General features: G+C 75.7%; 18 protein-coding genes. 2 read left to right on the top strand and 16 right to left on the bottom strand.

What is annotated here, in order from left to right:
* The 11 genes from RM780_RS26265 to RM780_RS26215 all read right to left on the bottom strand — a co-directional run.
* The coding region (locus RM780_RS26265) for a CHAT domain-containing tetratricopeptide repeat protein (RefSeq protein WP_311633393.1) at positions 1-3466 on the bottom strand (3466 nt) is incomplete at its 3' end.
* Between the two features lie 109 nt (positions 3467-3575).
* A complete protein-coding gene (locus RM780_RS26260; protein ID WP_311633392.1) occupies positions 3576-4472 on the bottom strand; it encodes an RNA polymerase sigma-70 factor in 897 nt (298 codons plus the stop codon).
* Positions 4473-4477: 5 nt separating this feature from the next.
* Positions 4478-5701 carry an NAD(P)/FAD-dependent oxidoreductase gene (locus RM780_RS26255; RefSeq protein ID WP_311633391.1) on the bottom strand — a complete coding sequence of 408 codons (1224 nt, stop codon included), beginning with the start codon at positions 5699-5701 and terminating at the stop codon, positions 4478-4480.
* 89 nt (positions 5702-5790) lie between these two features.
* On the bottom strand, positions 5791-7923 hold the full coding sequence (locus tag RM780_RS26250) for an Rv1355c family protein (RefSeq protein ID WP_311633390.1): 2133 nt from the start codon (positions 7921-7923) through the stop codon (positions 5791-5793).
* A gap of 112 nt (positions 7924-8035) precedes the next feature.
* On the bottom strand, positions 8036-8869 hold the full coding sequence (locus tag RM780_RS26245; protein ID WP_311633389.1) for a lamin tail domain-containing protein: 834 nt from the start codon (positions 8867-8869) through the stop codon (positions 8036-8038).
* A 175-nt stretch (positions 8870-9044) separates the two neighbouring features.
* On the bottom strand, positions 9045-10025 hold the full coding sequence (locus RM780_RS26240) for a zinc-binding dehydrogenase (RefSeq protein ID WP_311633388.1): 981 nt from the start codon (positions 10023-10025) through the stop codon (positions 9045-9047).
* A gap of 337 nt (positions 10026-10362) precedes the next feature.
* The gene (locus tag RM780_RS26235) at positions 10363-10767 is read right to left on the bottom strand and encodes a type II toxin-antitoxin system VapC family toxin (protein WP_311633387.1); all 405 of its coding nucleotides are present in this window, start codon (positions 10765-10767) and stop codon (positions 10363-10365) included.
* Complete coding sequence (locus tag RM780_RS26230) at positions 10764-10994, bottom strand: FitA-like ribbon-helix-helix domain-containing protein (RefSeq protein WP_311633386.1); 231 nt, start codon at positions 10992-10994, stop codon at positions 10764-10766. Before RM780_RS26230 ends, RM780_RS26235 begins: the two co-directional genes overlap by 4 nt.
* Before the next feature lie 58 nt (positions 10995-11052).
* Positions 11053-12960 (bottom strand): serine/threonine-protein kinase, encoded by a 1908-nt coding sequence (locus tag RM780_RS26225; RefSeq protein WP_311633385.1) that lies wholly within the window; start codon positions 12958-12960, stop codon positions 11053-11055.
* Positions 12961-13067: 107 nt separating this feature from the next.
* Positions 13068-13418 (bottom strand): thioredoxin, encoded by a 351-nt coding sequence (gene trxA / locus RM780_RS26220; protein ID WP_311633384.1) that lies wholly within the window; start codon positions 13416-13418, stop codon positions 13068-13070.
* A gap of 44 nt (positions 13419-13462) precedes the next feature.
* A complete protein-coding gene (locus RM780_RS26215) occupies positions 13463-13876 on the bottom strand; it encodes a MerR family transcriptional regulator (protein ID WP_311633383.1) in 414 nt (137 codons plus the stop codon).
* Between the two features lie 118 nt (positions 13877-13994).
* On the opposite strand from RM780_RS26215, the gene RM780_RS26210 reads away from it, so the two are divergent.
* Positions 13995-14969 carry an SDR family NAD(P)-dependent oxidoreductase gene (locus RM780_RS26210; RefSeq protein ID WP_311633382.1) on the top strand — a complete coding sequence of 325 codons (975 nt, stop codon included), beginning with the start codon at positions 13995-13997 and terminating at the stop codon, positions 14967-14969.
* A gap of 90 nt (positions 14970-15059) precedes the next feature.
* Here the strand turns inward: RM780_RS26210 and RM780_RS26205 are convergent, their stop codons facing one another.
* The 3 genes from RM780_RS26205 to RM780_RS26195 form a co-directional block, all read right to left on the bottom strand.
* Positions 15060-15347, bottom strand: a complete 288-nt coding sequence (locus RM780_RS26205; RefSeq protein WP_311633381.1) for a SelT/SelW/SelH family protein — start codon at positions 15345-15347, stop codon at positions 15060-15062.
* 338 nt (positions 15348-15685) lie between these two features.
* Positions 15686-16105, bottom strand: coding sequence for a DUF2752 domain-containing protein (locus RM780_RS26200; protein ID WP_311633380.1), 420 nt, complete (start codon positions 16103-16105; stop codon positions 15686-15688).
* Positions 16106-16110: 5 nt separating this feature from the next.
* Positions 16111-16548, bottom strand: a complete 438-nt coding sequence (locus RM780_RS26195) for a TM2 domain-containing protein (RefSeq protein ID WP_394813086.1) — start codon at positions 16546-16548, stop codon at positions 16111-16113.
* Between the two features lie 231 nt (positions 16549-16779).
* Here RM780_RS26195 and RM780_RS26190 point away from each other — a divergent pair, with 231 nt between their 5' ends.
* Positions 16780-19782, top strand: coding sequence for a UvrD-helicase domain-containing protein (locus RM780_RS26190; protein WP_311633379.1), 3003 nt, complete (start codon positions 16780-16782; stop codon positions 19780-19782).
* Between the two features lie 234 nt (positions 19783-20016).
* Here RM780_RS26190 and RM780_RS26185 read toward each other — a convergent pair whose 3' ends face one another.
* Entirely contained in the window at positions 20017-21111 is a 1095-nt protein-coding gene (locus tag RM780_RS26185) for an ADP-ribosylglycohydrolase family protein (RefSeq protein ID WP_311633394.1), read from the bottom strand.
* A 20-nt stretch (positions 21112-21131) separates the two neighbouring features.
* Positions 21132-22404 (bottom strand): 5-amino-6-(D-ribitylamino)uracil--L-tyrosine 4-hydroxyphenyl transferase CofH (gene cofH / locus RM780_RS26180; RefSeq protein WP_311633378.1); only part of this gene is annotated, 1273 nt, incomplete at its 5' end.

Genomic DNA, 22404 nt, shown 5'->3' with positions numbered 1-22404 from the left:
GGGACCGGGTGGTGAGGAAGTGGTGGAAGACGGCCATCAGCAGCGCGGTCGCGCTGTCGTCGACGGCCCAGCGGGAGCCCACCACGTCGGCCGCGCCACGGGCGACCAGGGCCGTGGAGAGGGTCAGGGCCTCGTCGTGGTCGCCGCCGGTCAGGTCGGTCTCGCAGGCGCTGAGCACGACCAGCGGGCCGTTCCGGCCGGGGGCCGCCGCCGGGGCGTGGTCGAGGATGCGGGCGACGGTCAGCTCGCCGTCGGCCAGCGAGAGCGCCGACCGGGTCGGGCTCGGACCGGCCACGCCGTGGCAGGAGACGTGCACGACCGCCGCCGGCCGGGTCCCGCCCGGCAGCACGGCCAGCAGGTCCTCGCAGCTCCCCGGGGCGTCCGGAACGCCCTCGGCCGCGACGAACTCGCCGTAGCGCAGGGCGTCCGGGTAGCAGGCCGAACGCAGCGCCTCCGTCTCGAACTCGGACCACACCAGGTCCAGCCGCGGGTCGGTGACCAGCACCCGTCCCCCGTCGGCGGCCAGCCGGCCGCGGGCGGCGGCGCGCACGAACTGCGCCCCGGACGGGGCGTAGCTGAACACGGCCTCCTGGCAGGCGTACCGGTGTCCTCCCAGCAGGACGGAGTCGCGCGCCGCGTGCCAGGGAACGACCCCGAGCGGGCCGCAGGGGATCAGCACGATCCGCGGCGGCCGGCCGAGGGCTCCCAGGGAGGCGAGCACCGGCCCGATGGCGGCGGGCCAGGCCCAGTCGCACAGCTCGCCCAGCGCCGCCCGCCACTCCGCCTCGGCCGCGGCCGGGTCGGCGCCCTCGCGGGAACGGTCGGCCGCGGCGGCGAGGTACCGCGCGAGCTGGTGGCTCCCGGGGGAGAGCAGCAGCGGCAGCGGGAGCACGGCCGGCTCGGCGCCGCCGGGGCGCAGGACCAGGGCGCGGCCGGGGATGTGGGGCGAGAAGCCCTCGCCGGGGACCAGGTAGACCAGCGCATCGGCGCCCGAGGCGGCCAGCGCGGCGGTCAGCCCGGCAACGTCCGGGGTGCCCAGCACCTCCCGGGCGCCCGCGCCGCGTCCGGCCCCCAGGGCGGCGAGCGCCCTGCGCCGCGGGCTGCTCGGCAGCTCGGCCCCCGGGACGCTCCCGGGCTGGAGCGGGTGGCGCGGCGCCTGCGCGCCCCACCCCTCGGCCAGGTCGGCGTGACCCGCGTCCGCCAGCAGCCGCGGCACGCCGTGCGAGGCAGCGGCCGTCTGGAGCACCAAGGCGCGGCCCAACTCCAGCGCCTCCACGGCCTCGGCGGGGCGGCCGTCCTCGGCGCGCCGCAGGGCCAGCCACAGCACGTGGGCGGTGGCGGAACGGGCCGCCGACAGGGCGTGCTCGGCGCCGAGTTGGCCGAGGACGTCGGCGGCCATCGTCTCCAGCGCCTCGCGGCGGGTGGCCAGGCTCGCCTCGCGGTCCTCACTCGCGCGCCCGCCGCCGGTCATCGCGCTCGTCCAATAGGCCGCGGAGAGCTGCGTCAGCACCTCGGCGTTCAGCGGCGGGCCGTGGCCCTCGGCGGCCAGGGCGCGGACGCGGCTCAGCTCGGCGATGCACGGGTCGAGCAGGCTCAGGTCGTCGCGGCGGGTGGTCGCGCGGAGCATCGCCTGGCCGAGCCCGAGCCGCAGCATGGCCTCCTCCCGGGGGAACGTCCGCCCTTCCCCGATCACCCGGTGGACCTCCGCGACGGCGCGGTCCACGACCTCCCGGCGCGGGTCGGCCTTGGCCAGCTCGGTCATCAACTGCGCCCGCACGCCGGCGAAGTACGGCGCGAACAGGGGCGGGACCGTGGCCGGATCGATCTCCGCCGCCTCCCGCAAGTACCGGGCCGCGGCACGGCGGTCGGCCTCCTCCCCGGTACGGGCGGCGCGTTCGCCGTGGGCCTGGCCCAGCATGACGGTGATGCTGAAGCGGCTGCCCGCGTCGGGCGCGGGGGCGGCGTACCGCTCGCTCAGCGTCCGGATCAGGTCCTCGTTCGCGCGGGCGTACGCGGCCCGGTCCCCGTTGCGGCGGGCGACCTGGAACCCGGTGAGGAGTCCGAGCAACGGCAGGACGTCCCCCGGATCCTCGCCGGCGGGCAGCCCCTCGGCCAGGGCCAGGGCGGCGACGCCGTCCTGGAGGCTGCCTTCGAGCCGGGCGGCGGTGGCGAGGCGGTGGGCGAGGAAGCCGCTGAGGAACCGCCGCGCCGCCGCGGCGGGCGCGCCGTCCTCCGGGAGGGCGTCGATCCACTGCCGCAGCCAGGCCGCGCTGCGCTCCAGGCGCGCGATCTCGCCGTTCGACACCCACAGGTTGTCGATGGAGACGGACAGGATCAGCTCCAGGCTCAGTTCCCCGCGCCAGGCGGCGCGCGCCGCGGGATCGGGGTCGAGCCGCAGGGCCGCCGCGTCCACCTCGGCGAAGTCGGCCGTCTCGGGCATCCGGAGGTTCGCCTGAACGAGCAGGGCCGCGTGGAACTTGCCCAGCCGGACGCGTTCGGCCGCGTCCTCGGGCAGGTCGAGCAACGCTTGCCTGGCCGCCCGCGCGGTGGTGCGGAGGCGGCCGGCGAGCGTTCCGGGGTCCTGGCCGCCGGTCCTGAGCGCGGCGAGCAGGTCGTGCAGCGGCGCGAACCCGGGGCGTCCGAGGCCGAGTTCGGCCAGCTCGCGGGCGGCGTCGGGCGCGGGGGCCGACGGGCCGTTCACGGTGACGCACAGCCACGCCAGCAGGCGCGTGAACCGGACCGGGTCACGGCTCGCCCAGGCGGCCACCTCCCGGACGGCCTCGTCCGGAGCCTCCGCCCCGGGCTCAGGGGGAGGCGCGATGGCCGCACCCGCACCCGCACCGGCCTCCGGCGACGGCGACGGCGACGGCGACGGCGACGGCGACGGCGACGGCGGGCGTTCCTCAGGAGGGCCGGGAGGGCCGGGCAGCGCCGACAGCAGCGCCGCGACGCGCTCCATCACCGGCAGCACCCGCTCCCGCGCCGACAGGTCCCCCGCGACGACGCGCGCCAGGACGTTCAGCGCCTCCGTCAGCCGCTCGCGCCAGGCGGCGGCCCGCGCCGGCGGCCAGGAACCGGCGCGGGCCTCCGGGGGAATCCCCCGGGGGACGAGGAGTCCCGCCAGGTTGCTCCGGGCCGCCACGGCCAGGCGGTCGTTCAGCGGCCTGGCCCGGTCGGTCCACCGCAGGTGGCGCAGCGCCGCCTCCAGTTCCCCGGGGCCGGCCTCGGGACGGCCCGCGAGCCGCGCCCGCAGCAGCAGGCCGAGCCAGGGGACAACGGCCGCCCTCGCCGGGTCGTCGGCCGGTAACAGCCGCTCGACGGTGGTCAGATGCTCGATCACCAGCCGCAGGGCACCGGCGTGGGCCTCGTTCCGCGCGTGAGGCCACAGCTCGTGCGCCTGCCGCACGGCGACGGCGGCCCAGGCGCGCAGGCCCGCCCCGTGGTCTTGCCGCTGCTCCTCGGTCATGTGTCCCCCCGCGACCGGTGCTCCCGCCACTCCCCCGCAACGGCCCGCCGCCCGGGGCGCGTTGCCGCCGCTCGTCGGCCAGGGTAGCCCGGGCGGGGCCGTTGGGGGGTCAGCGCAGGGCGAGGGGCGTCTCGGAGGTGATGCGGGTGAGTTTCTCGGGGTTGCGGACGTAATAGAGGCCGGTGATGCGGGCGTTCTCGACGCGGAAGGCCATGACGCCGTCGATCTCGCCGTCGAGGTGGACGAGGAGGGCGGGGCCGGCGTTGAAGACGGTGGTGGCGACGGCGACGGGGAGCTGGTTGCGGCCGAGGCCGGCGAGCAGGAAGCGGGCGACCTTGTCGGCGCCGGTGACCGGACGGGGGGCGGAGCGCTTGATGCCGCCGCCGTCGCCGATCAGGACCACGTCGGGGGCCAGGATGTCCAGGAGGGCCTGCGGGTCCCCGGTTTCGAGGGCGCGGCGGAACGAGTCCAGAGCGGCGCGGGTCACGCTCGCGGGGACGGCCCGGCGGGGGCGGCGGGCCTCGACGTGGCGGCGGGCGCGGTGGGCGATCTGGCGAACGGCCGCGGGGGTCTTGTCGACGGCCGCGGCGATCTCGTCGTAGCCCACCTCGAAGACCTCGCGCAGCACGAACACGGCGCGCTCGGTGGGCGAGAGCGTCTCCAGGACGAGCATCATCGCCATGGAGACGCTCTCGGCCAGCTCGACGTCCTCCGCCACGTCCGGGGCGGTGAGCAGGGGTTCGGGGAGCCAGGAGCCGACGTACGCCTCCTTGCGGCGTTTCAGCGTGCGCAGGCGGTTGAGCGCCTGCCGGGTCGTGATCCGGACCAGGTAGGCGCGCTGGTCGCGGACTTCGGACCGGTCGGCCCCGACCCACCGCAGCCAGGTCTCCTGGAGGACGTCCTCGGCGTCGGCGGCCGAGCCGAGCATCTCGTAGGCGACGGTGAACAGCAGGTTGCGGTGGGCGAGGAAGACCTCGGTCGCCGGGTCGGTGGCGTGGTCGGGCACGGTGCTCAGGCCGTCCCTTCGGAGGAGGCCGGGGCGGGGGTGGCGGCACCGGCCGGGGCCTCGCCGGCACGGGCCCGCAGCAGTTCGCGGCGCGAGTCCTCCTCGATCCAGCGCTTGCGCGCGCCCGGCTTGCGCGCCTCCTCCGTCAGATGCTTGACGGTGGTCTTCAGCACGAACTCCTTCAGCCTGCCGCCCGGCCGCCCGCCGAGGTGGACCCCGATCGCGATGTCGTTCCTGCGGGCGAACTGGAAGAGGCCCGCGCGGCGGCCCAGGCTGAGGCACTGGCCGGCGAAGCCGACGCTGACGGGCGCGGGCAGCCGGTCGGCCATCCGGCTGAGGACGGTCTCGGCGGCCTGCGGGCCCAGCTGCACGGCGGACTGGCAGCCCATCCGGAACGGCAGGCCGGACGGCGCGGCGGCGTCCCCGGTGGCGACGATGCGGCGGTTGTCCACGCTGGTCAGCGTCTCGTCCGTCAGCAGGCGGCCCAGGGCGTCCGTGCGCAGGCCGCTGCGCGCGGCCAGGTCCGGGACTCCGAACCCGGCGCTCCAGATGGTCACCGCGCTGGGCACCTCGCGTCCGTCGCCGAGCCGCACGGCGTCCGCGGTCACGGCCGTGACGCGGGTGCCGGGGCCGTCGAGCACGGTCACGCCGAGCCGGGCCAGGTTCGCGGCCACCGAGCGGCGCCCCCGGGCGTGCAGGTAGGGGCCGAGCGCCCCGCCGCAGACGAGGGTCACCTTGCGGCCGGCCTCGGCCAGCTCGGCGGCGGTCTCGATGCCGGTGGGGCCGGCGCCGACGACGGTCACCGGGGCCGTCGCGGGCGCGGCGTCCAGGGCCGGGCGCAGCCGCTCGGCCTCCTCGAAGGTGGCGATGGGGTAGGCGAATTCGGCCGCCCCGGGCACGTCCGGGGCGGCGCTGCCGCTGCCCACCGCGTAGATGAGGTAGTCCCAGCCGAGCGTGCCGCCCCGCGCCAGCTCCACCGCGCGGCCGTGCGCGTCGATGCGGGTGACGGTGTCGACGACCAGCCGGACGCGGCCGGACAGGACCTCGTGGTAGTCGACCAGCGCGTCGTCGGACCCTCCCACGCGCTGGTGCAGGCGCAGGCGCTCGACGAAGGCCGCACGCGGGTTGACCAGCGTCACGGACACGTCCTCGCGCTGCGTGAGGCGATTGGCCGCCATGACCCCGGCGTACCCGCCGCCGATCACGACCACCTCGGTGTTCTCCGCCATGGTGTCTCCTCTGCCGTTCCCGGGCTTCTCCGTCCCGGGGGGTTCGGCCACATGACACCGGGGGCCCGGCGGACGTGACAGCGTGTGGCTCAGATCACGCGGCGGCTGCGAACGGTGGGGGGCGGGGCGTTGCTCAGGCGGAGGAGGAGGGCGGGGGCCTCGTCGCCGGGGATGGTCAGCAGGGTCAGGAGGCGGCGCTGGAGGGCGGCGAGCTCGTCCGCGAACTCCGGGGCGAGGAGGTGGAGTTCGCCGGGCGTGCGGGCGAAGAGGAAGACCGGGGAGACGGGCTGGACGGCCAGGGACCGGCGTTGAGCCTCGGCCCAGACCCGCTGAAGGGCCTCGCCCGCGCGGGCGTGGGCCGGGAGATCGTCGTGCGGCGGCGGCACGGGGAGGGTGAGGGCAACGACCGCGGCGCTGCCGAGGACGCGGTCGCGGGTGTAGTCGCCCAGGGCCGCGCCGCCCCCGAAGGCGCGGATGCGGGCCATCACGTCGGCGCGGCGGCCGATGTCGAGCTTGGCCCGCTCGTCCGGCGTCAGCTCCATGGTGCGCAGGTCGAGGCCGGTGCGCGGGTCCTCGCCGGGCAGGCGCAGCTCGGCGAACATCTCGGCGTGCAGGCGGGGCGTGAGGTAGCGGACGCGGTCCGAGGCGGCGAGCAGGGCCGCGGCGGCCTCGATCGCGGGGCGGGCGGTGAGGGCGTGCAGGCGGGCGCCGGACGCGGCGGCGACCGCGGCCAGGGCCTCCGGCGTGCCGGGGGCCAGGGGCGTGCCGTCGCCGGGGCGGCGGTTGGTGTGGCGGGCCAGCAGGGCGGGGTGGTCCTGGGCCAGGTCAGGGTCGGGGTCCTCGACGGGGCGCAGGCGCAGCACGGCCGTCAGCGGGGCCGGGCCGGCGGTGGTCACGTCGGCCTCGGCGCGCAGGCCGTGCGCGGCGGCGGCTGCGCGGGCGTTGTACAGGGCCGCGCCGATCGCCAGGGCGCTGCCGCGGAGGCCGACGTCCATGGCCGTGGTGCGCCGCGGGTCGAGGGCGATCGTGACGGCGGAGTCGTCGTGGGACAACGTCCATGGCTGGGCGTTGCCGCCCGAGGGCGCGCGCCGGGCGCAGGCGAGCACCGCGGCGACCGCGCCGGACGGCTCCTCCTCCGGGTCCTCTTCGGGCCACGCGGGCTCGGCGGGCGCCTCCGGCTCGGCCAGGGCGTTGAGGCAGGCGTCCAGGTCGGCCCGGGTGCGGCCGGAGGGCAGGGGCTGCCCGAGCCCGATGCGGCGGACCGCGGCGGCGACGAGGGCGCCGCCGAGCTGCACGTCGCCCGCGAGCTGCGGCCAGCCGGAGAGCGTGGCCTCTATCTCGACCAGGCTCGCGGCCATCGAGGCGGACAGGCCCCGGGCATCCAGGATGCGCGCGACGAACGGCGCCTTCTCCCGGGTGGAAAGGCCGCGCATCGCGGCGGCGGTGGTATCGCCCAACAGGCCGTGGAAAGGCGGCCGTTGCGGCTCCAGGTCGAAGCGCTCCACGTCGAGCAGGCCCCGGTCGCTGGTCTCCATCAGCAGCGGCAGCCGGTGGCGGCGGGCGCCCTCGCGCACGGCCATCTTGACGTCCAGGGAGTCGCATTCCTCCACGACGATCGTCAACTCGTCCAGAAAGGCATCGAGGTTGGCGTCGGTCAGACCCTCCGGGAAGACGGTGACCGGGAGGTAGGGGTCCAGCTCCGCGATCCTGCGGGCCGCCGCAACCGCCTTGTTGACGCCGACGTCGAAGAGGGTGCCGGGCACCCGGTTGAGGTTGGTCAGTTCCATGGCGTCGAAGTCGGCCAGCAGCAGGCGCCCGCAGGTGCCCTCCATGGCGAGGGCGTGCGCGACGGCGTGCCCGACGCTCTGCCCGACCACGCCTATGGTCTGCGCCGCGAGCCGCTGCTGCTCCTCCCGCGTGAGCTTATTGCGGTTGCGGTCCAGGCGGACCGCCCGCAGCAGCCGGGGCCCGGGCAGCGCCACGACCGCCCTGCGCCACGGATAGTGGACCCACCGGTCGGCCTCCGGCCCCTCCCCCAGCTCCGGCGGGGCGGCCAGGGCATCGAACTCGGCCCGCAGGCCCGCCCGGAGGTCGCGGAACGCGATCCGCGCGTCGGCCCGCAGCTCCGCGAGCGCCCGCGCGTCCCCGGGATCGGCCTCGTCCAGCATCACCGGCCGGTGGACCTCGTCGCCGCCGCCCGCCGCCAGCGTTTCCCCCGCCATCGGGCCCCCCGGAGCCTGCGTCGCCCTCACCGGCCGTCCACGGTACCCGGCCGCCGGGCGGGCAGCACCGGCGCGCAGCCCGCGTGCGCCGCCCGGCGTCCTCGCGGCGGGGCTAACCGCCGTACGGGAAGACGGAGATCATGGTGCCGTCGGCGTCCTCCAGGATGGCCGTGTCGCCCTGGTTGTTCCAGACCGGGCGGTCGTGGCCGTAGGAGTAGCCGCCGTACTCGTCGTGCGCCTCGTTGGTGTAGACGCGCACGCGGTGGCCGGAGTGGACCGTCGCGCCGTCCGGGAAGGTGAAGCTGTGGCCCGAGTCCTCGGCGGTCAGGGTCCAGCCGGAGAGGTCGTGGGACTGGTCGCCGCCGTTGAGGATCTCGACGTACTCGCCGGCGTGGCCGGACGTCTGCACGTGGGAGATGTAGCTGTTCGGCTGGTTGAGGCGGGCGAACAGGGCCTTGACGTCCGCGCTGTTGCGCTTGCTCTCGGGGCTGGTGAAGCGCGGGAGGTGGCGCACGTCGCCCTGCGTGAAGCCGGTGATCCGCACGACGTACTCCTCGCCGCCGGCCTTCACCGTCCGGTCGGTGTCGATGGTCGGCAGGAGAACGATGTCCTCCTGGCGGTCCCCGACGTTGGGCGTCTCGTGGTGGTGGAAGCGCAGCGAGGGGAGGTAGGCGCTGGTCCCGTCCTCGAAGGTCACGTCCACGTCGAGATAGGCGTAGAACTGGTCGTACGCCAGCGTGATGGGGAAGTTGTAGTGCGTGAAGGTGCCGAGGACGAATTCGGTGCCGTCGAGCTTCGCCTCCTTCTTGCCGCCGCGGAAGAGGTAGCCGCTGCGGCTTCCCTCCGGCTGGTCGCCCCACCGCAGGTAGTTGGTGTTCAGGCCGGTGAACATCGTGGCGTCGACGCTCACGCGCGTCCAGACGCCTTTCGTGGACACTTCGCCCATGACAGGACCGCCCCCTTTTTCGGGCTCGCCGGTGCTTTCGGCTGTTGCCGGATGTGCGCCTGCCGTGCCGAGGGGACCGCCGACGTGCGGTGGCGGTCCCCTCGCTCACGGTAGGCGCGGGGCCGGGGCGTTCGAAGGGCGGAAAGGAGACAATTCCGGGGCGGGGCAGGCAGGTTCAGGCGAAGGACAGGACGAGCTTGCCGCGGACGTGGCGGGAGGCCAGCTCGGTGAGCCCGGCCGGGACCTCTTCGAGGGTGAGGGTGCGGGCCAGCATCGGGTCCAGGCGGCCGTCCGCGGTCAGGGCGAACAGCTCGCTCAGCATCCTGGACAGGTCCACGCGGGCGCGGGTGTCCCCGTGGCTGTAGGCGCCGCCGAGCGCGATCTCGTGCAGCGAGGGCGCGATCGTGAAGGCCGGGACCGCCTGCTGGTCGGGGCGGCCGGCGACGGAGGCCAGGCCGCCGCCGTGGGCCAGCAGCGCGAGGTTGGCGGTGGCGGACTCGGAGCTGACGGTGTCGATCACCGCGTCCACGCCCCGGCCGCCGGTCAGTTCGCGCACGCGCGCGGGAACGTCCTCGCCGCGGTAGTCGATGACCTCGTCGGCGCCGAGCTTGCGGACGTGCTCGGCGTTGCGCGCGGAGGCGGTGGCGATCACGCGGGCGCCGGCCAGGGCGGCGAGCTGCACCGCGTAGCCGCCGACCCCGCCCGCGCCGCCGGTGATGAGGACCGTGTCCTCGCCGGTGACGTGCAGGCGGCGCACCACGCACTGGTAGGCGGTCATCCCCGCGCAGGGCAGGGCGGCGGCCGTCGCCGCGTCGAGGGCCTCGGGGACGGGGGCCAGGGCGTCGGCCTCCGCCAGGGCGTATTCGGCGAAGCCGCCCGGGCGGCGCAAGTCTCCGTGGTAGGCGACGCGTTGGCCGAGGGTCACGTGGCCAACGCCCTCGCCGAGGGCGTCCACGGTGCCGGCCACGTCGAGGCCGAGGACGTGCGGCCAGGACCAGTCGGGGTGCCCGCCCCCGCCGACCTGGTAGTCCACCGGGTTCAGCGCGGCGGCCTCGACTCTGATCCGCACCTGGCCGGGGCCGGGCTCGGGAGTCGGCAGCTCGGCGAGCCGCAGGGTGTCGGGCGAGCCCGGGCGGTCCAGGACCAGAGCGTGCACGGCGGAATCCTTTCCGGAGGTACGGGAGGTTCGGTGAGGTGCGGAGGAACGCCCTGGGCCGGGGCGGCGGAACGGCCCCGGCCGGAGCCGGCACCCCGGGCTCCCGGCCTGCGACGGCGAAGGCATCGGAGAACCCCGCACGGCGGGCCCGACGACGGGTCCCCGAGGGGTGATTCGGGGTGATCACCCGACGGCCATGGTAACCGCTGGAACGAAGCGGCGGGCCGGAAAGGGGTACGCCCAGGAGCCTCCAACTCATCGGAAGAAAAGGGAAGTTGGGCCCCAACGCCGCCCGCCGACCGCGCGGCACGGCCGACCGCCCGCTGGGGGAAGCCGCTCAGGCGGACGGCTCGGTGAAGACCTCGACGGGACACCTGGCCCGGCCGGCCCGGGCGATGCGGGCGTCGCTGGTGATCAGAGGGACGCCGAGCCCTTCGGCCAGTGCGACGTACGTGGCGTCGTAGGGCGAGAGGTCGCTCCACAGCTCGCGGACGCGTGGCAGGACCGGCAGGTGCTCCATCCTCCGGAGAGGCAGGAGGGCGTAAAAGTCCCAGGCGACGTCGAGCTGCGCGTCGGTCAGCTTGCCGCCGCGGTGGCGACCGCGCAGGGCCGAGGCCACCTCCACGTCCAGCAGGTACGGCGCGGCCAGGCGCTCCGATTCGGCGCGCTTGCGCACGGCCTCTCCCACGGGCCCGGCATCGGCGATGAGATGCACCACGGCCCCTGCGTCCAGGACGATCACGTGCGCTCACGTCCGGCGTCGATGTCGGACAGGACCTCGCCCGTGGACAGCCGGGCAGTCACCCGCTCCCTGATGCGCGCGATGACGTCCTCGGTGGTCGGGGTGGCCGCCTCCTGCTCCAGCAGGGTCCGGGCGTACGCCTGAAGGGACTGCCGGTTCCGGGCGGCTCTTACTTTCAGCTCGGCGAGGGCGTCGTCGGACAAGTCCCGGACGTAGAGCGTAGCCATGCAACGATTCTAGTCGCATTGCTTGCAATCTGCTAGCTGCCGAGGCGGTGCCCCGGCCTCAGCCGCCCGCGTTGATGTCCGGGGTGTCGAGGGCGGCTTCGGGGATGCTCCAGCGGTCGAGGAGGGCGGCGTAGGTGCCGTCCTCGAAGAGGGTGGTGAGGGTGGTGAAGACGGCCTCGCGGAGAGCCTCCTGGCCGGAGGGGACGGCGATGCCGCGGGGGCCCGCGTACTGCCGGTCGAAGGCGACGTTCATGCCGCTGTCGGGGTTGTCGGCGCGGTACGCAGCCGCCTGGGAGTACAGGAGGAACGCGGCCTCGGCCTCGCCCTCGCGGACGGCGGCGGCCATCTCGTCGCGGGAGCCGAACCCGGCCACCTCGACCGGCTCCGGGCAGTCCTCGGTGAGCCGCTGGAGGCGCCCCACCATGTCCCGGTCCGAGTACGTGGCCACCGTCGTGCCGCACAACTCCGACAGATCTCCGGAGAGCCCCGGGGCATCGCTCATCACGGCCCAGCCGTTCGCGTAGTGGTTCACGAAGTCCACGCCCAGTTCGGCGCGCGTCTCCGAGCTGTCGGTGAAGTCCGCCATGGCGAGGTGCGTCGCGGACTCGGCGCCCTCGGTGACGGCGGCCCCGGCGGCCAGCTCGTCGTCGCCCGCATCGGAGAACTCGACCTCCACGCCCAGGCGTTCACCGATCTCCTCGGCCAGTTCCACCTCGAAGCCCGCGGGATCACTGCCGGCCTCGTCCAGGAAGAGGACCGGCGGGTGCCGATCGGCCACGTGCACGGTGAGGACGCCCACGCTGCGCAGGTCCGCCGGACCGGACCCGGTCGTCGGCGTGGGCCGGTGATCCGCCCGGGGGCCGGCCTCGCCCTCCCCCGCGTTGGCCACCACCAGCCAGGCGGCGGCGGCCAGGGCGAGGGCCCCGGCCCCCGCGGCGAGGGCGTAACGCCCGCGGCGGCGCCCGGAGGCGGGCGCGGGCGGCGGGTAGGCCGGGAGCGGCGGCGGCTTGGAGACGCCGGAGACGTAGGTGGTGCGGTCGGGGGCCACGGGCGGGAGCGCCGGGGGCGTCTCGTCCAGGGTGCGCAGGGCCGCCGCGTTCTGGCGCAGCCGCGTGGTCAGCTCCGGCGGCAGCCAGAACGCGGTCCCGGCCAGGCGACGGGCCGCGGGCACGATCGCCTCGGGGGACGGGCGTTCGCCGGGTTGCTTGGAGAGGCAGCGGGCGACGAGGGCCCGTAACTCGCCCGTCAACAGCCCGTCCGGCGGGCCGAGCTGGGGAGGCTCGTGCATCACCCGGTAGAGCACCGTGTGGAGATGGGCCCCGTCCCAGGCGAACGGGGAGACGCCCGTGGCCGCGTACGCCAGCACCGCCCCCAGCGCGAACACGTCCGCCGCGCCCGTCACGGCCTCGCCCTTGATCTGCTCCGGCGGCATGTAGCCGGGCGAGCCGACCATCGCGCCCGTGCGCGTGATGGCGCTGGCGTCCACGGCGCGCGCGATCCCGAAGTCGATGACCCGGGGGCCCTCCAGCGTCACCATCACGTTGGACGGCTTGAGGTCGCGGTGGATCAGCCCGCTGCCGTGGACGGCCGTCAGGGCGCCGGCCAGGCCGTAGGCCAGGGCCCATACCGAGTGCTCGGCCAGCGGCCCGTGGCGTTCCACCACCTCCCGCAGCGGCGGCCCGGCCACGTACCCGGTGGCGACCCAGGGGATGGGCGACTCGGTGTCGAAGTCGAGCACGGGCGCGGTCCACGTCCCGCCGACCCGGCGCGAGGCCGCGACCTCCGTGCGGAAGCGGCGCCTGAAGTCCGGCTCGCGGGCCAGCTCGCCGCGAACGACCTTCACCGCCACGAGCGTTCCGGCGGGCGCGCGCCCCAGGAACACCTGGCCCATCCCGCCCGCGCCGAGCCGGCCGAGCAGCCGGTACGGGCCGACCGCGGAAGGGTCCCCCGGGTGCAACGGCTCCACTGCGGTCCTCCTCGTCGTGGCCGTCTGCCGGGGTCCATCATGGCGTCGGTCACGCCTCGGCGGCCACGTGCGGCCCGGGGAGGTTCCGTCGGCCGGGCCCGGCTGCGTCAGACGGCGGGGGCGAGGGCCTGGTCGAGTTCGTCCAGCAGGCGGCGCTTGCTGCGGGCGCCGACGAGGGAGAGGACGGCCTCGCCGTTGACGAAAAGCATCAGGGTGGGCATGGACAGGACGCCGTGGGCGGCGGCGCTGGCGGGGTTGGCGTCCACGTCGAGGCTGAACATGGCCAGCGAGTCCGCGCGTTCGGCCGCGATCTCGGCCAGCACGGGGGCGATCATGCGGCAGGGCGGGCACCAGGAGGCGGTGAAGTCCACGAGGACGGGCAGGGGCGAGGCCAGCACCTCGGCGGCGAAGTCGGCATCGGTGACGGCGGGGATGGCGGCGTGGGCGGTTCCGGACATGGCGGACTCCTCGGTGGTGGGGCGTTCGGCGGGGCCGGGCCCGGTCAGGCGGGCCACAGGGCGCAGCGCGGGGCCGGAGGCGGGGCAGGTGCCGAGTCCGCGGCGGCGCCGGCATCGGCGTCGGCCAGGCGTTCGCGCACCAGCTCGCGGACGGCGCTCAGGCGCGCGATGTGAGCGTCCAGCTCGGCCAGCTTCTCGCGGTAGACCTCCAGCGAGGCCGGGCAGGAGTCGCCCGTCGGATGCCCGGCGCGCAGGCATTCCACGAACGGCCGGGTCTCCTCCAGTCCGAACCCCGCGTTTTGCAGCGTGCGGATCTGCCGCAGCAGCCGCAGGTCCTCCTCGCCGTAGGTGCGGTAGCCCCTCGCGTCGCGGCGGGCCGCGAGCAGCCCTCGGGACTCGTAGTAGCGCAGCGCGCGGGTCGTGGTCCCGGCGCGGGCCGCCAGCTCTCCGATGCGCACGGCCGGCTCCCTTCTGGCGTTTTCCGTACTCGTGCCCGACCGTACGGCTTGACGCCGGGGTCAACGCCAGGGGCGGGGCTTGCCTTCGAGTGTGCTCCAGCGCCTAGCCTCGCGTGCCATGGCGACTCCACAGGCGACTCCACAGCAGAAGATCGGCTCGGGCTTCGGGGCGAGGAGCACGGCGGCGGAGGTCCTCGACGGCCTTGACCTCACCGGGAAGCTGGCGATCGTGACCGGCGGGTACTCGGGTCTGGGCCTGGAGACCACGCGGGCGCTGACCGGGGCGGGGGCGGCCGTGGTCGTTCCGGCGCGGCGGCGGGAGGCGGCCGAGGCGGCGGTGGGCGCGCTGCCCGGCGTGGAGGTGGACGACCTGGACCTGGCCGACCTCTCCAGCGTGCGGGACTTCGCGGGCCGCTTCCTGGCCTCGGGCCGCCGGATCGACATGTTGATCAACAATGCGGGCGTCATGGCCTGCCCCGAGGTGCGGGTCGGGCGGGGCTGGGAGCTCCAGTTCGCGGCGAACCACCTGGGCCACTACGCGCTGACGCAGCACCTGTGGCCGGCGCTGGCGCACGGCGGCGGGGCGCGGGTGGTGGCGGTGTCCTCGGCGGCGCACCGGATGTCCGGCATCCGCTGGGAGGACGTGCAGTTCGAGCGCGGCTACGACCGGTGGCTGGCGTACGGGCAGTCGAAGACGGCGAACGCCCTGTTCGCGCGGCACCTGGACCGGCTGGGGGCCGGGGTGGGGGTGCGGGCGTTCTCGTTGCACCCGGGGCCCATCCTCACGCCGCTCCAGCGGCACATGAGCACGGAGGAGATGGTGGACCGGGGCTGGATCGACGAGGCGGGGAACCACGTCAACCCCGACTTCAAGACGCCCGAGCAGGGCGCGGCCACGCAGGTGTGGGTGGCCACGTCGCCGCGGCTGGCGGGGATGGGCGGGGTCTACTGCCAGGACTGCGACATCGCGCCCGAGAACGAGGACGAGGGCCCCGGCCCTGGCGTGCGGCCCCACGCGACGGACGCGGCGGAGGCGGCGCGGCTGTGGAAGCTGTCGGCGGACCTGACGGGCCTGGACCGGATCGTCGGCTAGGGCCTGTCCGTCCGGGCGTTGAGCCGGGCGCCGCGCCGGACGTTGAGCCGGACGTCCGGCCGGACGTCCGGCCGGGCGTCCGGCCGGGCGCTACGCCTCGGAGTGACCGAGGGAACGGCCGGGGGCGACGCGGTCGCGGATCAGGCGCTTGATCGGGCTGGGCTCCGGGAAGCCCTGGTCGGCGCGGTCCCAGACCTGCTCGCCGTCCACGGTCACGCGGAACACGCCGCCGGTCCCGGGCACGAGCGCGACCTCGGCCAGGTCGGCCTCGAAGGTGGTCAGCACCTCCTGCGCCAGCCAGGCCGCACGCGGCAGCCACCGGCAGCGCACGCAGTACTCGATGCGGACCACGTGCGTGGGGCCGGGGGCGGCGGTCATGGCGTCTGCTCCTCTCGATGCGGGCCTCGCACGGGCGAGGGGGTGCCCGGGCCGGCGAGGGGGTGCCCAGGCCGGCGTCCGCGACACGGCCGCCCCGGCCTCGCCGCAGGCGACGGCGGCCGGGTCCGGGGGGCCGGGTCCCGGGTGGGTTCCCGGTCCATCCTGCCCCGGACGGGGGCGGGCCGGACCGGCGGTGGCCGGGGAGCGGCCGGCCGGCGTCGGCGCGCCATCCGCCAGAGGCATTGCGCGGTCCCGCTCGCCGGGCCGGGGCGGCGACGGCCGCAAGCGTTGCGGGACCGGCCGCCGGGCGGCGGAAGAGGGGCGCTCAGCCGCCGCGCTCAGCCCACGACATTGCGCACAACGGCCCACAGCAGTGCCGTCGTCAGGATGGCGGCGACGGCTGGGGTGGTGAAGCGGGGGCGGTAGCGGTGGCCGCGGAGGCCCTCGGTCAGCCAGCGGGTGGTGAGCCACAGGGCCAGCGGGAGGCCGAGCAGGAGGAGCGCGGCGTTGTCGTGGAAGGCGGCGGTGAGGTCGCCGTGCAGGAGGTCGTAGCACATCCGGGTGGCGCCGCACGCCGGGCAGAGCAGGCCGGTGGCCCAGTGGACCGGGCAGCGGGGCAGGAGGGCGCCGCCCTCGTGCGGGTTCGTCCCCCACAGGTAGGCGGCGCCCGCCGCCCCCGCCGCCAGTGCGGCCAGCGGCGGGGCGGCGGGATGCGTCGCGGGGACCCGGCGGGTGCCGGGGCGGTCCCGGAGGTTCATGGCGCTCAGCCCCGCAGGACGCGGCCCTCGGAGTCGGTGCGGTCGTCGTTCACCAGGAACATGATGCCGTCGATCAGGGCCCAGATGCCCAGGCCGCCGCAGGTCAGAAGCTGGGCGACGGCGATGCCGTAGTGCCCGGTGTACCAGCGGCCGGCGCCGAGGCCGCCGATGACGATCTGCAGGACTCCCGCGACGACCTTGCTCTTGCTGGAAAACGGGCGGCCGGTGCGGTCGTAGCCGTAGGGCGCGCTCGGGTCCGGCGGGAAGCCGGCGCCGGGGGGCGGAACGGCGCCCGCCGGGGGGTAGCCGTAGCCGGGAGCGCCGGGCGGGCCGGGCGGGGGCATCGCGCCGGGCGGCGGGACGGCGCCCGGGGGCGGGACCGCGCCGGGGGGCGGCACGGGGCCGGGGGCCTTCTGGTAGGGGTTCTGGTTAGGGTCGGACACGATTCCCCCCGGGGGACGAGTGAGCGGACATCAGCCTTCGAGCGGATGTTTTCGGACGTATTCGGAATGGATTCGGACACGACCGAGCGAAGGCCGCCTGTCGGGGGTGACAGGTGCCCGACATCCTGCCAGGCCGTCCGCGCGAATAATATGCACATCCGGCAACAGGCTCGGCGAAGCCGTCCCCGACGCGGTGCGGTGGCCTCCCGGCGCTGTGGGAGGATGCCGCGGGTGCTTTTCCATGCGGACCTCCACATCCACTCCAAGTACTCGCGGGCGTGCAGCCAGGACTGCGACCTGGAGCACCTGACCTGGTGGGCCCGGCGCAAGGGCATCACCCTGGTGGGCACCGGGGACTTCACGCACCCGGCCTGGTTCCGGCACCTCAAGGACACGCTGCTCCCGGCCGAGCCGGGCCTGTTCCGGCTGCGCGAGGAGCTGGACGCGGACATCGCACGGCGGCTGCCGCCAGCGCTGGCGGCCCGGCCGGTGCGCTTCATGCTGTCGGTGGAGATCTCCACGATCTACAAGCGGGCCGACCGCACCCGCAAGGTCCACCACCTCGTCTACATGCCGGACTTCGCCTCCGCCGAGGAGTTCAACCGCAGGCTCGGGCGGATCGGCAACATCGCCTCCGACGGCCGCCCGATCCTCGGCCTGGACTCGCGCGACCTGCTGGAGATCGCGCTGGAGTGCGGCGAGGGCGCCTACCTGGTCCCGGCGCACGTGTGGACGCCGTGGTTCGCGGTGCTCGGCTCCAAGTCGGGCTTCGACGCGATCGAGGACTGCTACGCGGACCTGGCGCACCACGTGTTCGCGCTGGAGACCGGCCTGTCCAGCGACCCGGAGATGAACTGGCGGATCTCCGGCCTCGACCGCTACCGCCTGGTCAGCAACTCGGACGCGCACTCGCCGCCGATGCTGGGGCGGGAGACCACGCTCTTCGACACGGAGCTGGACTACTTCGCGGTCCGCCGGGCCCTGGAGACGGGCCAGGGGCACGCCGGTTCGGTGGAGTTCTTCCCCGAGGAGGGGAAGTACCACGTGGACGGGCACCGCAAGTGCGGGGTGCGGATGGACCCTTGGGAGACCCGCGAGCACGGCGGGATCTGCCCGGTGTGCGGGAAGCCGCTGACGGTCGGGGTGCTCAGCCGGGTGGAGGAGCTGGCGGACCGGGCCGAGCCGGTGCGGCCCGAGGGGGCCGCCGGGTTCCGCAGCCTGGTGCCGCTGCCGGAGGTGGTCGGCGAGATCCTGGGCGTGGGCCCGAAGAGCAAGCGGGTGCAGGGGCAGATCGACCGGCTCACGGCCTCGCTCGGCCCCGAGCTGTCGATCCTCCAGGAGGTTCCGGCCGAGGACGTCGGCGCCCAACTCCCCCTGCTGGGAGAGGCGGTGGCGCGGCTGCGGCGCGGCGAGGTGATCCGGGAGGCGGGCTTCGACGGGGAGTACGGAACGATCCGCCTCTTCGAGCCGGGCGAGCTGGGGCGGTTAGGGGCGGTGAGCGTGCCGGCGCTCTTCGACGTCGCGGCTCCCGGACCCACGGCGGCCGAACCCCCGGCGGCCGAGCCGGGGCCCGGGGTGAACGCCCTTGGTGACGCGGCGGGAGAGGCAACGGCCGTGCGGAGAGCGGGCGTTCCGGCGCCGGATGGAGAACGGCCGGGGCCGCAGGGCGGGTTCGTCGGCGGCCTCGACCCGGAGCAGGAGGCCGCGGCGGCGTTCCGGGAGGGGCCGTTGCTCATCGTGGCCGGGCCGGGGACGGGGAAGACCCGCACGCTGACGCACCGGATCGCGCGGCTGGTCACGGAGCACGGCGTCGCGCCGGAGCACTGCCTGGCGATCACCTTCACGCGGCGCGCGGCCGAGGAGATGCGGGAGCGCCTGGCTGCCCTGATCCCCCGTCAGGCGGGCGCGCTGACCGTTGCGACCTTCCACTCCCTCGGCCTGTCCATCCTCCGGGAGCAGCACGAACGGGCCGGTCTGGTACCGGACTTCGGGATCGCGGAGGAGCTGGAGGGGCACCGCCCCGACCTGGTGGACCTGGACGACCTGATCGGGCTGCCGCTGCGGCTGCTGGACGAGGACCCGGAGCTGGTCGCGCTCTACCGGGAGCGCTACCGCTGGATCTCGGTGGACGAGTACCAGGACGTGGACGAGCGGCAGTACCGGCTGCTGCGGCACCTCGCCCCGCCGGACGGGAACCTGACCGCGATCGGGGACCCGGACCAGTCGATCTACCGCTTCAGGGGGGCGGAGGTGGGGTTCTTCCTGCGGTTCGCGGAGGACTTCCCCGGGGCGCGGACGGTGCGGCTGAGCCGCAACTACCGCTCCAGCGCGCCGGTGCTGGCGGCGGCGGTGCAGGCCGTGGCGCCCTCGACGCTGGTGCCGGGGCGGGAGCTGCTGCCCTGCGGGGACCACGGACGGGCGCCGGTCGGGCTGCACCGGGCGCCGGGCGAGCAGGCCGAGGCGACGTTCGTGGCGCGGACGGTGGAGGAGCTGCTGGGCGGTGCCTCCTTCCACGCCAAGGACAGCGGCTGGGTGGCGGGCGAGGGCAGCGAAGCGGGCCTGGGCTTCTCGGACTTCGCGGTGCTCTACCGCACGGACCGGCAGGCGCGGGCCGTCGCGGAGGCGCTGACCCGGGCCGGGCTGCCGTTCCAGAAGCGCTCGCACGACCGGCTGCGGGACCGGCCGGGGGTGGCCGAGGCCGTGGCCCAACTGGCTGGGCTGGAAGGGACGTTGACGCAGCGGCTGCGGGCCGTGGCCGAGGCGGCGGGCGAGGCCCCGGAGGCTGCGGCGGCCGTGGAAGTGCTGCTGCCGCTGGCCGAGCGGTGCGGGGGCGAACTCGGGCGCTTTCTGGACGAGTTGGCGCTGGGTGTGGAGGTGGACACCTGGGACCCCAGGGCGGACCGGATCTCGCTGCTGACGCTGCACGCCGCCAAGGGGCTCGAGTTCCCCGTGGTGTTCGTCGTCGGCTGCGAGGACGGGCTGCTGCCGATGCGATGGCCCGGGGCCGAGCCCGACCCGGAGGGCGAGGCGGAGGAGCGGCGGCTGCTGTTCGTGGGGATGACGCGGGCCCAGCGGCACCTCTTCCTCAGCCACGCGGCGGAGCGCGCCCGCCACGGCGGCGCGCCGCGCCCCGCCCGCCGCTCCCCCTTCCTGGACCCGGTCCGCGACCTGGCCCCGGTCGGCGCGGCGATCCCCCGTCAGCGCCGCGCGGAGGTCCAGTTGCGGCTGTTGTGAACGCGCGGCCCCGGGCGGGGGCCTCCTCGGCTGCCGGGCCCCGGGGGCCCGGGCGGGCCCGGCGGGCGGCCTTCAGCCGGCCCGGCCAGGCCGACGCGGCGGACGCCGGAACGGGGTTCCTGCCCACCGGGCCGCGGAACGGGGTGGGCCGAAGGCTGCCGCGCGGGGCGGCCCGCCCAGGGCGCTCGGGCCGGCGGCGGGGCGCGGCGACCGTGGCCGGTCCCCCGGCAGGGCTTACGTGCGCGGATAGCGTTCCAGCCAGGCCGGGGAGGAGTCGGCGGGGCTGTGGAGGGTGGGGCCCTGGGTCATTTCCATGGCGAAGTCGTCCGCGAGTTCGAGGATCGTGGCGCGGCCCTCCAGCTCGGCCAGCCAGGGGGCCGGGAGGGCCGTCTCCCCGTGCAGGGCGCCCAGGAGGTTGCCGCACAGGGAGCCGGTGGAGTCGGAGTCCCCGCCGTGGTTGACCGCGAGGAGCAGGCCGTGGCGCATGTCCTCGGCGACCAGCGCGCAGTAGACGGCGATGGCCAGGGCCTCCTCCGCGACCCAGCCCTCACCCAGCGACTCGACCCGCTCGGGACTGGGCAGGCCCTGGCGGACCATGCCCAGCGCCTTCTGGAGCGCCTCGGTGGTCTCCTCGTGCCCGGGGCGGGTGGCGAGCTGCGCGAGGGCCTTCTGCACGGCGGCGTCGAGCACGTCCCCGCGCACCAGGGCGTGGATGATCGCGGCGAACGCGCCCGCCGCGAGGATGCCGGTGGGGTGGCCGTGCGTCTGCGCCGCGCACTCGACGCCGAGCTGGAAGACCAGGTGCGGCTCCCAGCCGACCAGCAGGCCGAAGGGCGCGGAGCGCATCACCGTGCCGCAGCCCTTGGAGTCGGGGTTCTTGGGGCGTTCCACCGTGCCCATCGTGGCGTCCGCGAGGCCGCTCAGGCACGCCTGGCCGGGGGCACGCCGGGAGTACAGCCACTCCTGGCGGGCGAGCCAGCCGTCCTGGGCGCGGCGCTCGTCGGGGCCCCACTCGCGCTGGGTGACGTACCAGCGGCGGTAGGCGGCGTGCACGTCGGTGGGCGGGTGCCAGGCGCCGGTGTCACGGCGGACGTGGGCGCGGATGAGGCCGTCCACGGTGAACAGGGTCATCTGCGTGTCGTCGGTGATGGCCCCGCGCCGCCCGTAGGCGGGGACGTAGTCGGTGACGCCGGCCGGGCCGTACCGCTCGCGGATGGCGGCCAGGGAGTCGAACTCGACGCCGGCGCCCAGCGCGTCGCCGATCGCGCCGCCGAGGAGGCAGCCGCGCACCCGGCTGCGGAAGTCCTGCTGCTCGGGGCGGCCCCACATCGCGCCGCCGGCCGGGGCGCTCACGCCTCGGCCCCGGGAACGGCGGTGGCGGCGTGGGCGGGTGCCGGGAAGCCGGGTGGCGCGGCTCCGGGGGCCGGGGACCCCGGCTCGGGCAGCAGCGGCAGCAGGCGCGGCAGGCGGCCGTCGGCGGCGCGGGCGGCCTCGGCGCGCTCGGCCGGGACCTCCCCGTAGGTGGTGGTGCGCAGCCGCGAGGGGCGGCCGGCCGCCTCGGCGATGGCGCGCAGCTCGGCCACCGAGCGGTGCGAGCCGTAGGAGGAGCCGGCCATCCGGGAGATGGTCTCCTCCATCAGCGTGCCGCCGAGGTCGTTGGCCCCGGCGCGCAGCATCGCGGCGGCGCCCTCGGTGCCCAGCTTCACCCAGCTCGTCTGGATGTTGGGGATCAGCGGATGCAGCAGGAGGCGGGCCATGGCGGTGACGGCGATGTTCTCGCGGGGGGTGGGGCCGGGGCGGGCGATGCCGGCCAGGTAGACGGGGGCGTTGGTGTGGATGAACGGCAGGGTGACGAACTCCGTGAAGCCACCGGTGCGTTCCTGGATGCGGGCCAGGGTCCGCAGGTGGCCGAGCCAGTGCCGGGGCTCGTCCACGTGCCCGTACATCATCGTGGAGGAGGAGCGGATGCCCAGCTCGTGAGCGGTGGTGACCACCTCGATCCAGGCGTCGGCGGGCAGCTTGCCCTTGGTGAGGATCCAGCGCACCTCGTCGTCCAGGATCTCGGCGGCGGTGCCGGGGATGGTGTCGAGTCCCGCCTCCTTGGCGGCGGTCAGCCAGTCGCGCACGGACAGGCCGGTGCGGGTGGCGCCGTTGACGACCTCCATGGGCGAGAAGGCGTGGACGTGGATGCCGGGGACGCGTTCCTTGACGGCGCGCAGGATGTCGAAGTACGCGGTGCCGGGCAGGTCGGGGTGGATGCCGCCCTGCATGCAGACCTCGACGGCGCCCACCTCCCAGGCCTGCTCGGCGCGTTCGGCGATCTGCTCCAGGGAGAGGGTGTAGGCGTCGGCGTCGGTGCGGCGCTGGGCGAAGGCGCAGAAGCGGCAGCCGGTGTAGCAGACGTTGGTGAAGTTGATGTTCCGGGTGACGACGTAGGTGACGGTGTCTCCGACGGTGTCACGGCGCAGGTCGTCGGCGAGGCGGGCCAGGGCGTCGAGGGCGGGGCCCTCGGCGTGGAACAACGCCAGCGCCTGGGCGTCGCTCAGGCGGCGCGGGTCCTCGGCGGCGCCGGCCAGGGCCTCGCGGGCGGCGGGGTCGAGGCGGGCGGGGGCCGGGCGGGAG

The sequence above is a fragment of the Streptomyces boetiae genome, assembly GCF_031845405.1.
Lineage (GTDB): Bacteria > Actinomycetota > Actinomycetes > Streptomycetales > Streptomycetaceae > Streptomyces > Streptomyces boetiae.
Note: the sequence above shows the minus strand (reverse complement) of the source record. Positions and strands in the feature narration are given on the sequence as shown.

What these genes read in the sequence shown, in the direction of transcription:
- RM780_RS26255 (WP_311633391.1), bottom strand. Translation starts at nt 5,701, where the DNA reads ATGGCGGAGAACACCGAGGTGGTCGTGATCGGCGGCGGGTACGCCGGG.
- RM780_RS26250 (WP_311633390.1), bottom strand. Translation starts at nt 7,923, where the DNA reads ATGGCGGGGGAAACGCTGGCGGCGGGCGGCGGCGACGAGGTCCACCGG.
- RM780_RS26245 (WP_311633389.1), bottom strand. Translation starts at nt 8,869, where the DNA reads ATGGGCGAAGTGTCCACGAAAGGCGTCTGGACGCGCGTGAGCGTCGAC.
- RM780_RS26230 (WP_311633386.1), bottom strand. Translation starts at nt 10,994, where the DNA reads ATGGCTACGCTCTACGTCCGGGACTTGTCCGACGACGCCCTCGCCGAG.
- trxA (WP_311633384.1), bottom strand. Translation starts at nt 13,418, where the DNA reads ATGTCCGGAACCGCCCACGCCGCCATCCCCGCCGTCACCGATGCCGAC.
- RM780_RS26210 (WP_311633382.1), top strand. Translation starts at nt 13,995, where the DNA reads ATGGCGACTCCACAGGCGACTCCACAGCAGAAGATCGGCTCGGGCTTC.
- RM780_RS26205 (WP_311633381.1), bottom strand. Translation starts at nt 15,347, where the DNA reads ATGACCGCCGCCCCCGGCCCCACGCACGTGGTCCGCATCGAGTACTGC.
- RM780_RS26200 (WP_311633380.1), bottom strand. Translation starts at nt 16,105, where the DNA reads ATGAACCTCCGGGACCGCCCCGGCACCCGCCGGGTCCCCGCGACGCAT.
- RM780_RS26185 (WP_311633394.1), bottom strand. Translation starts at nt 21,111, where the DNA reads ATGTGGGGCCGCCCCGAGCAGCAGGACTTCCGCAGCCGGGTGCGCGGC.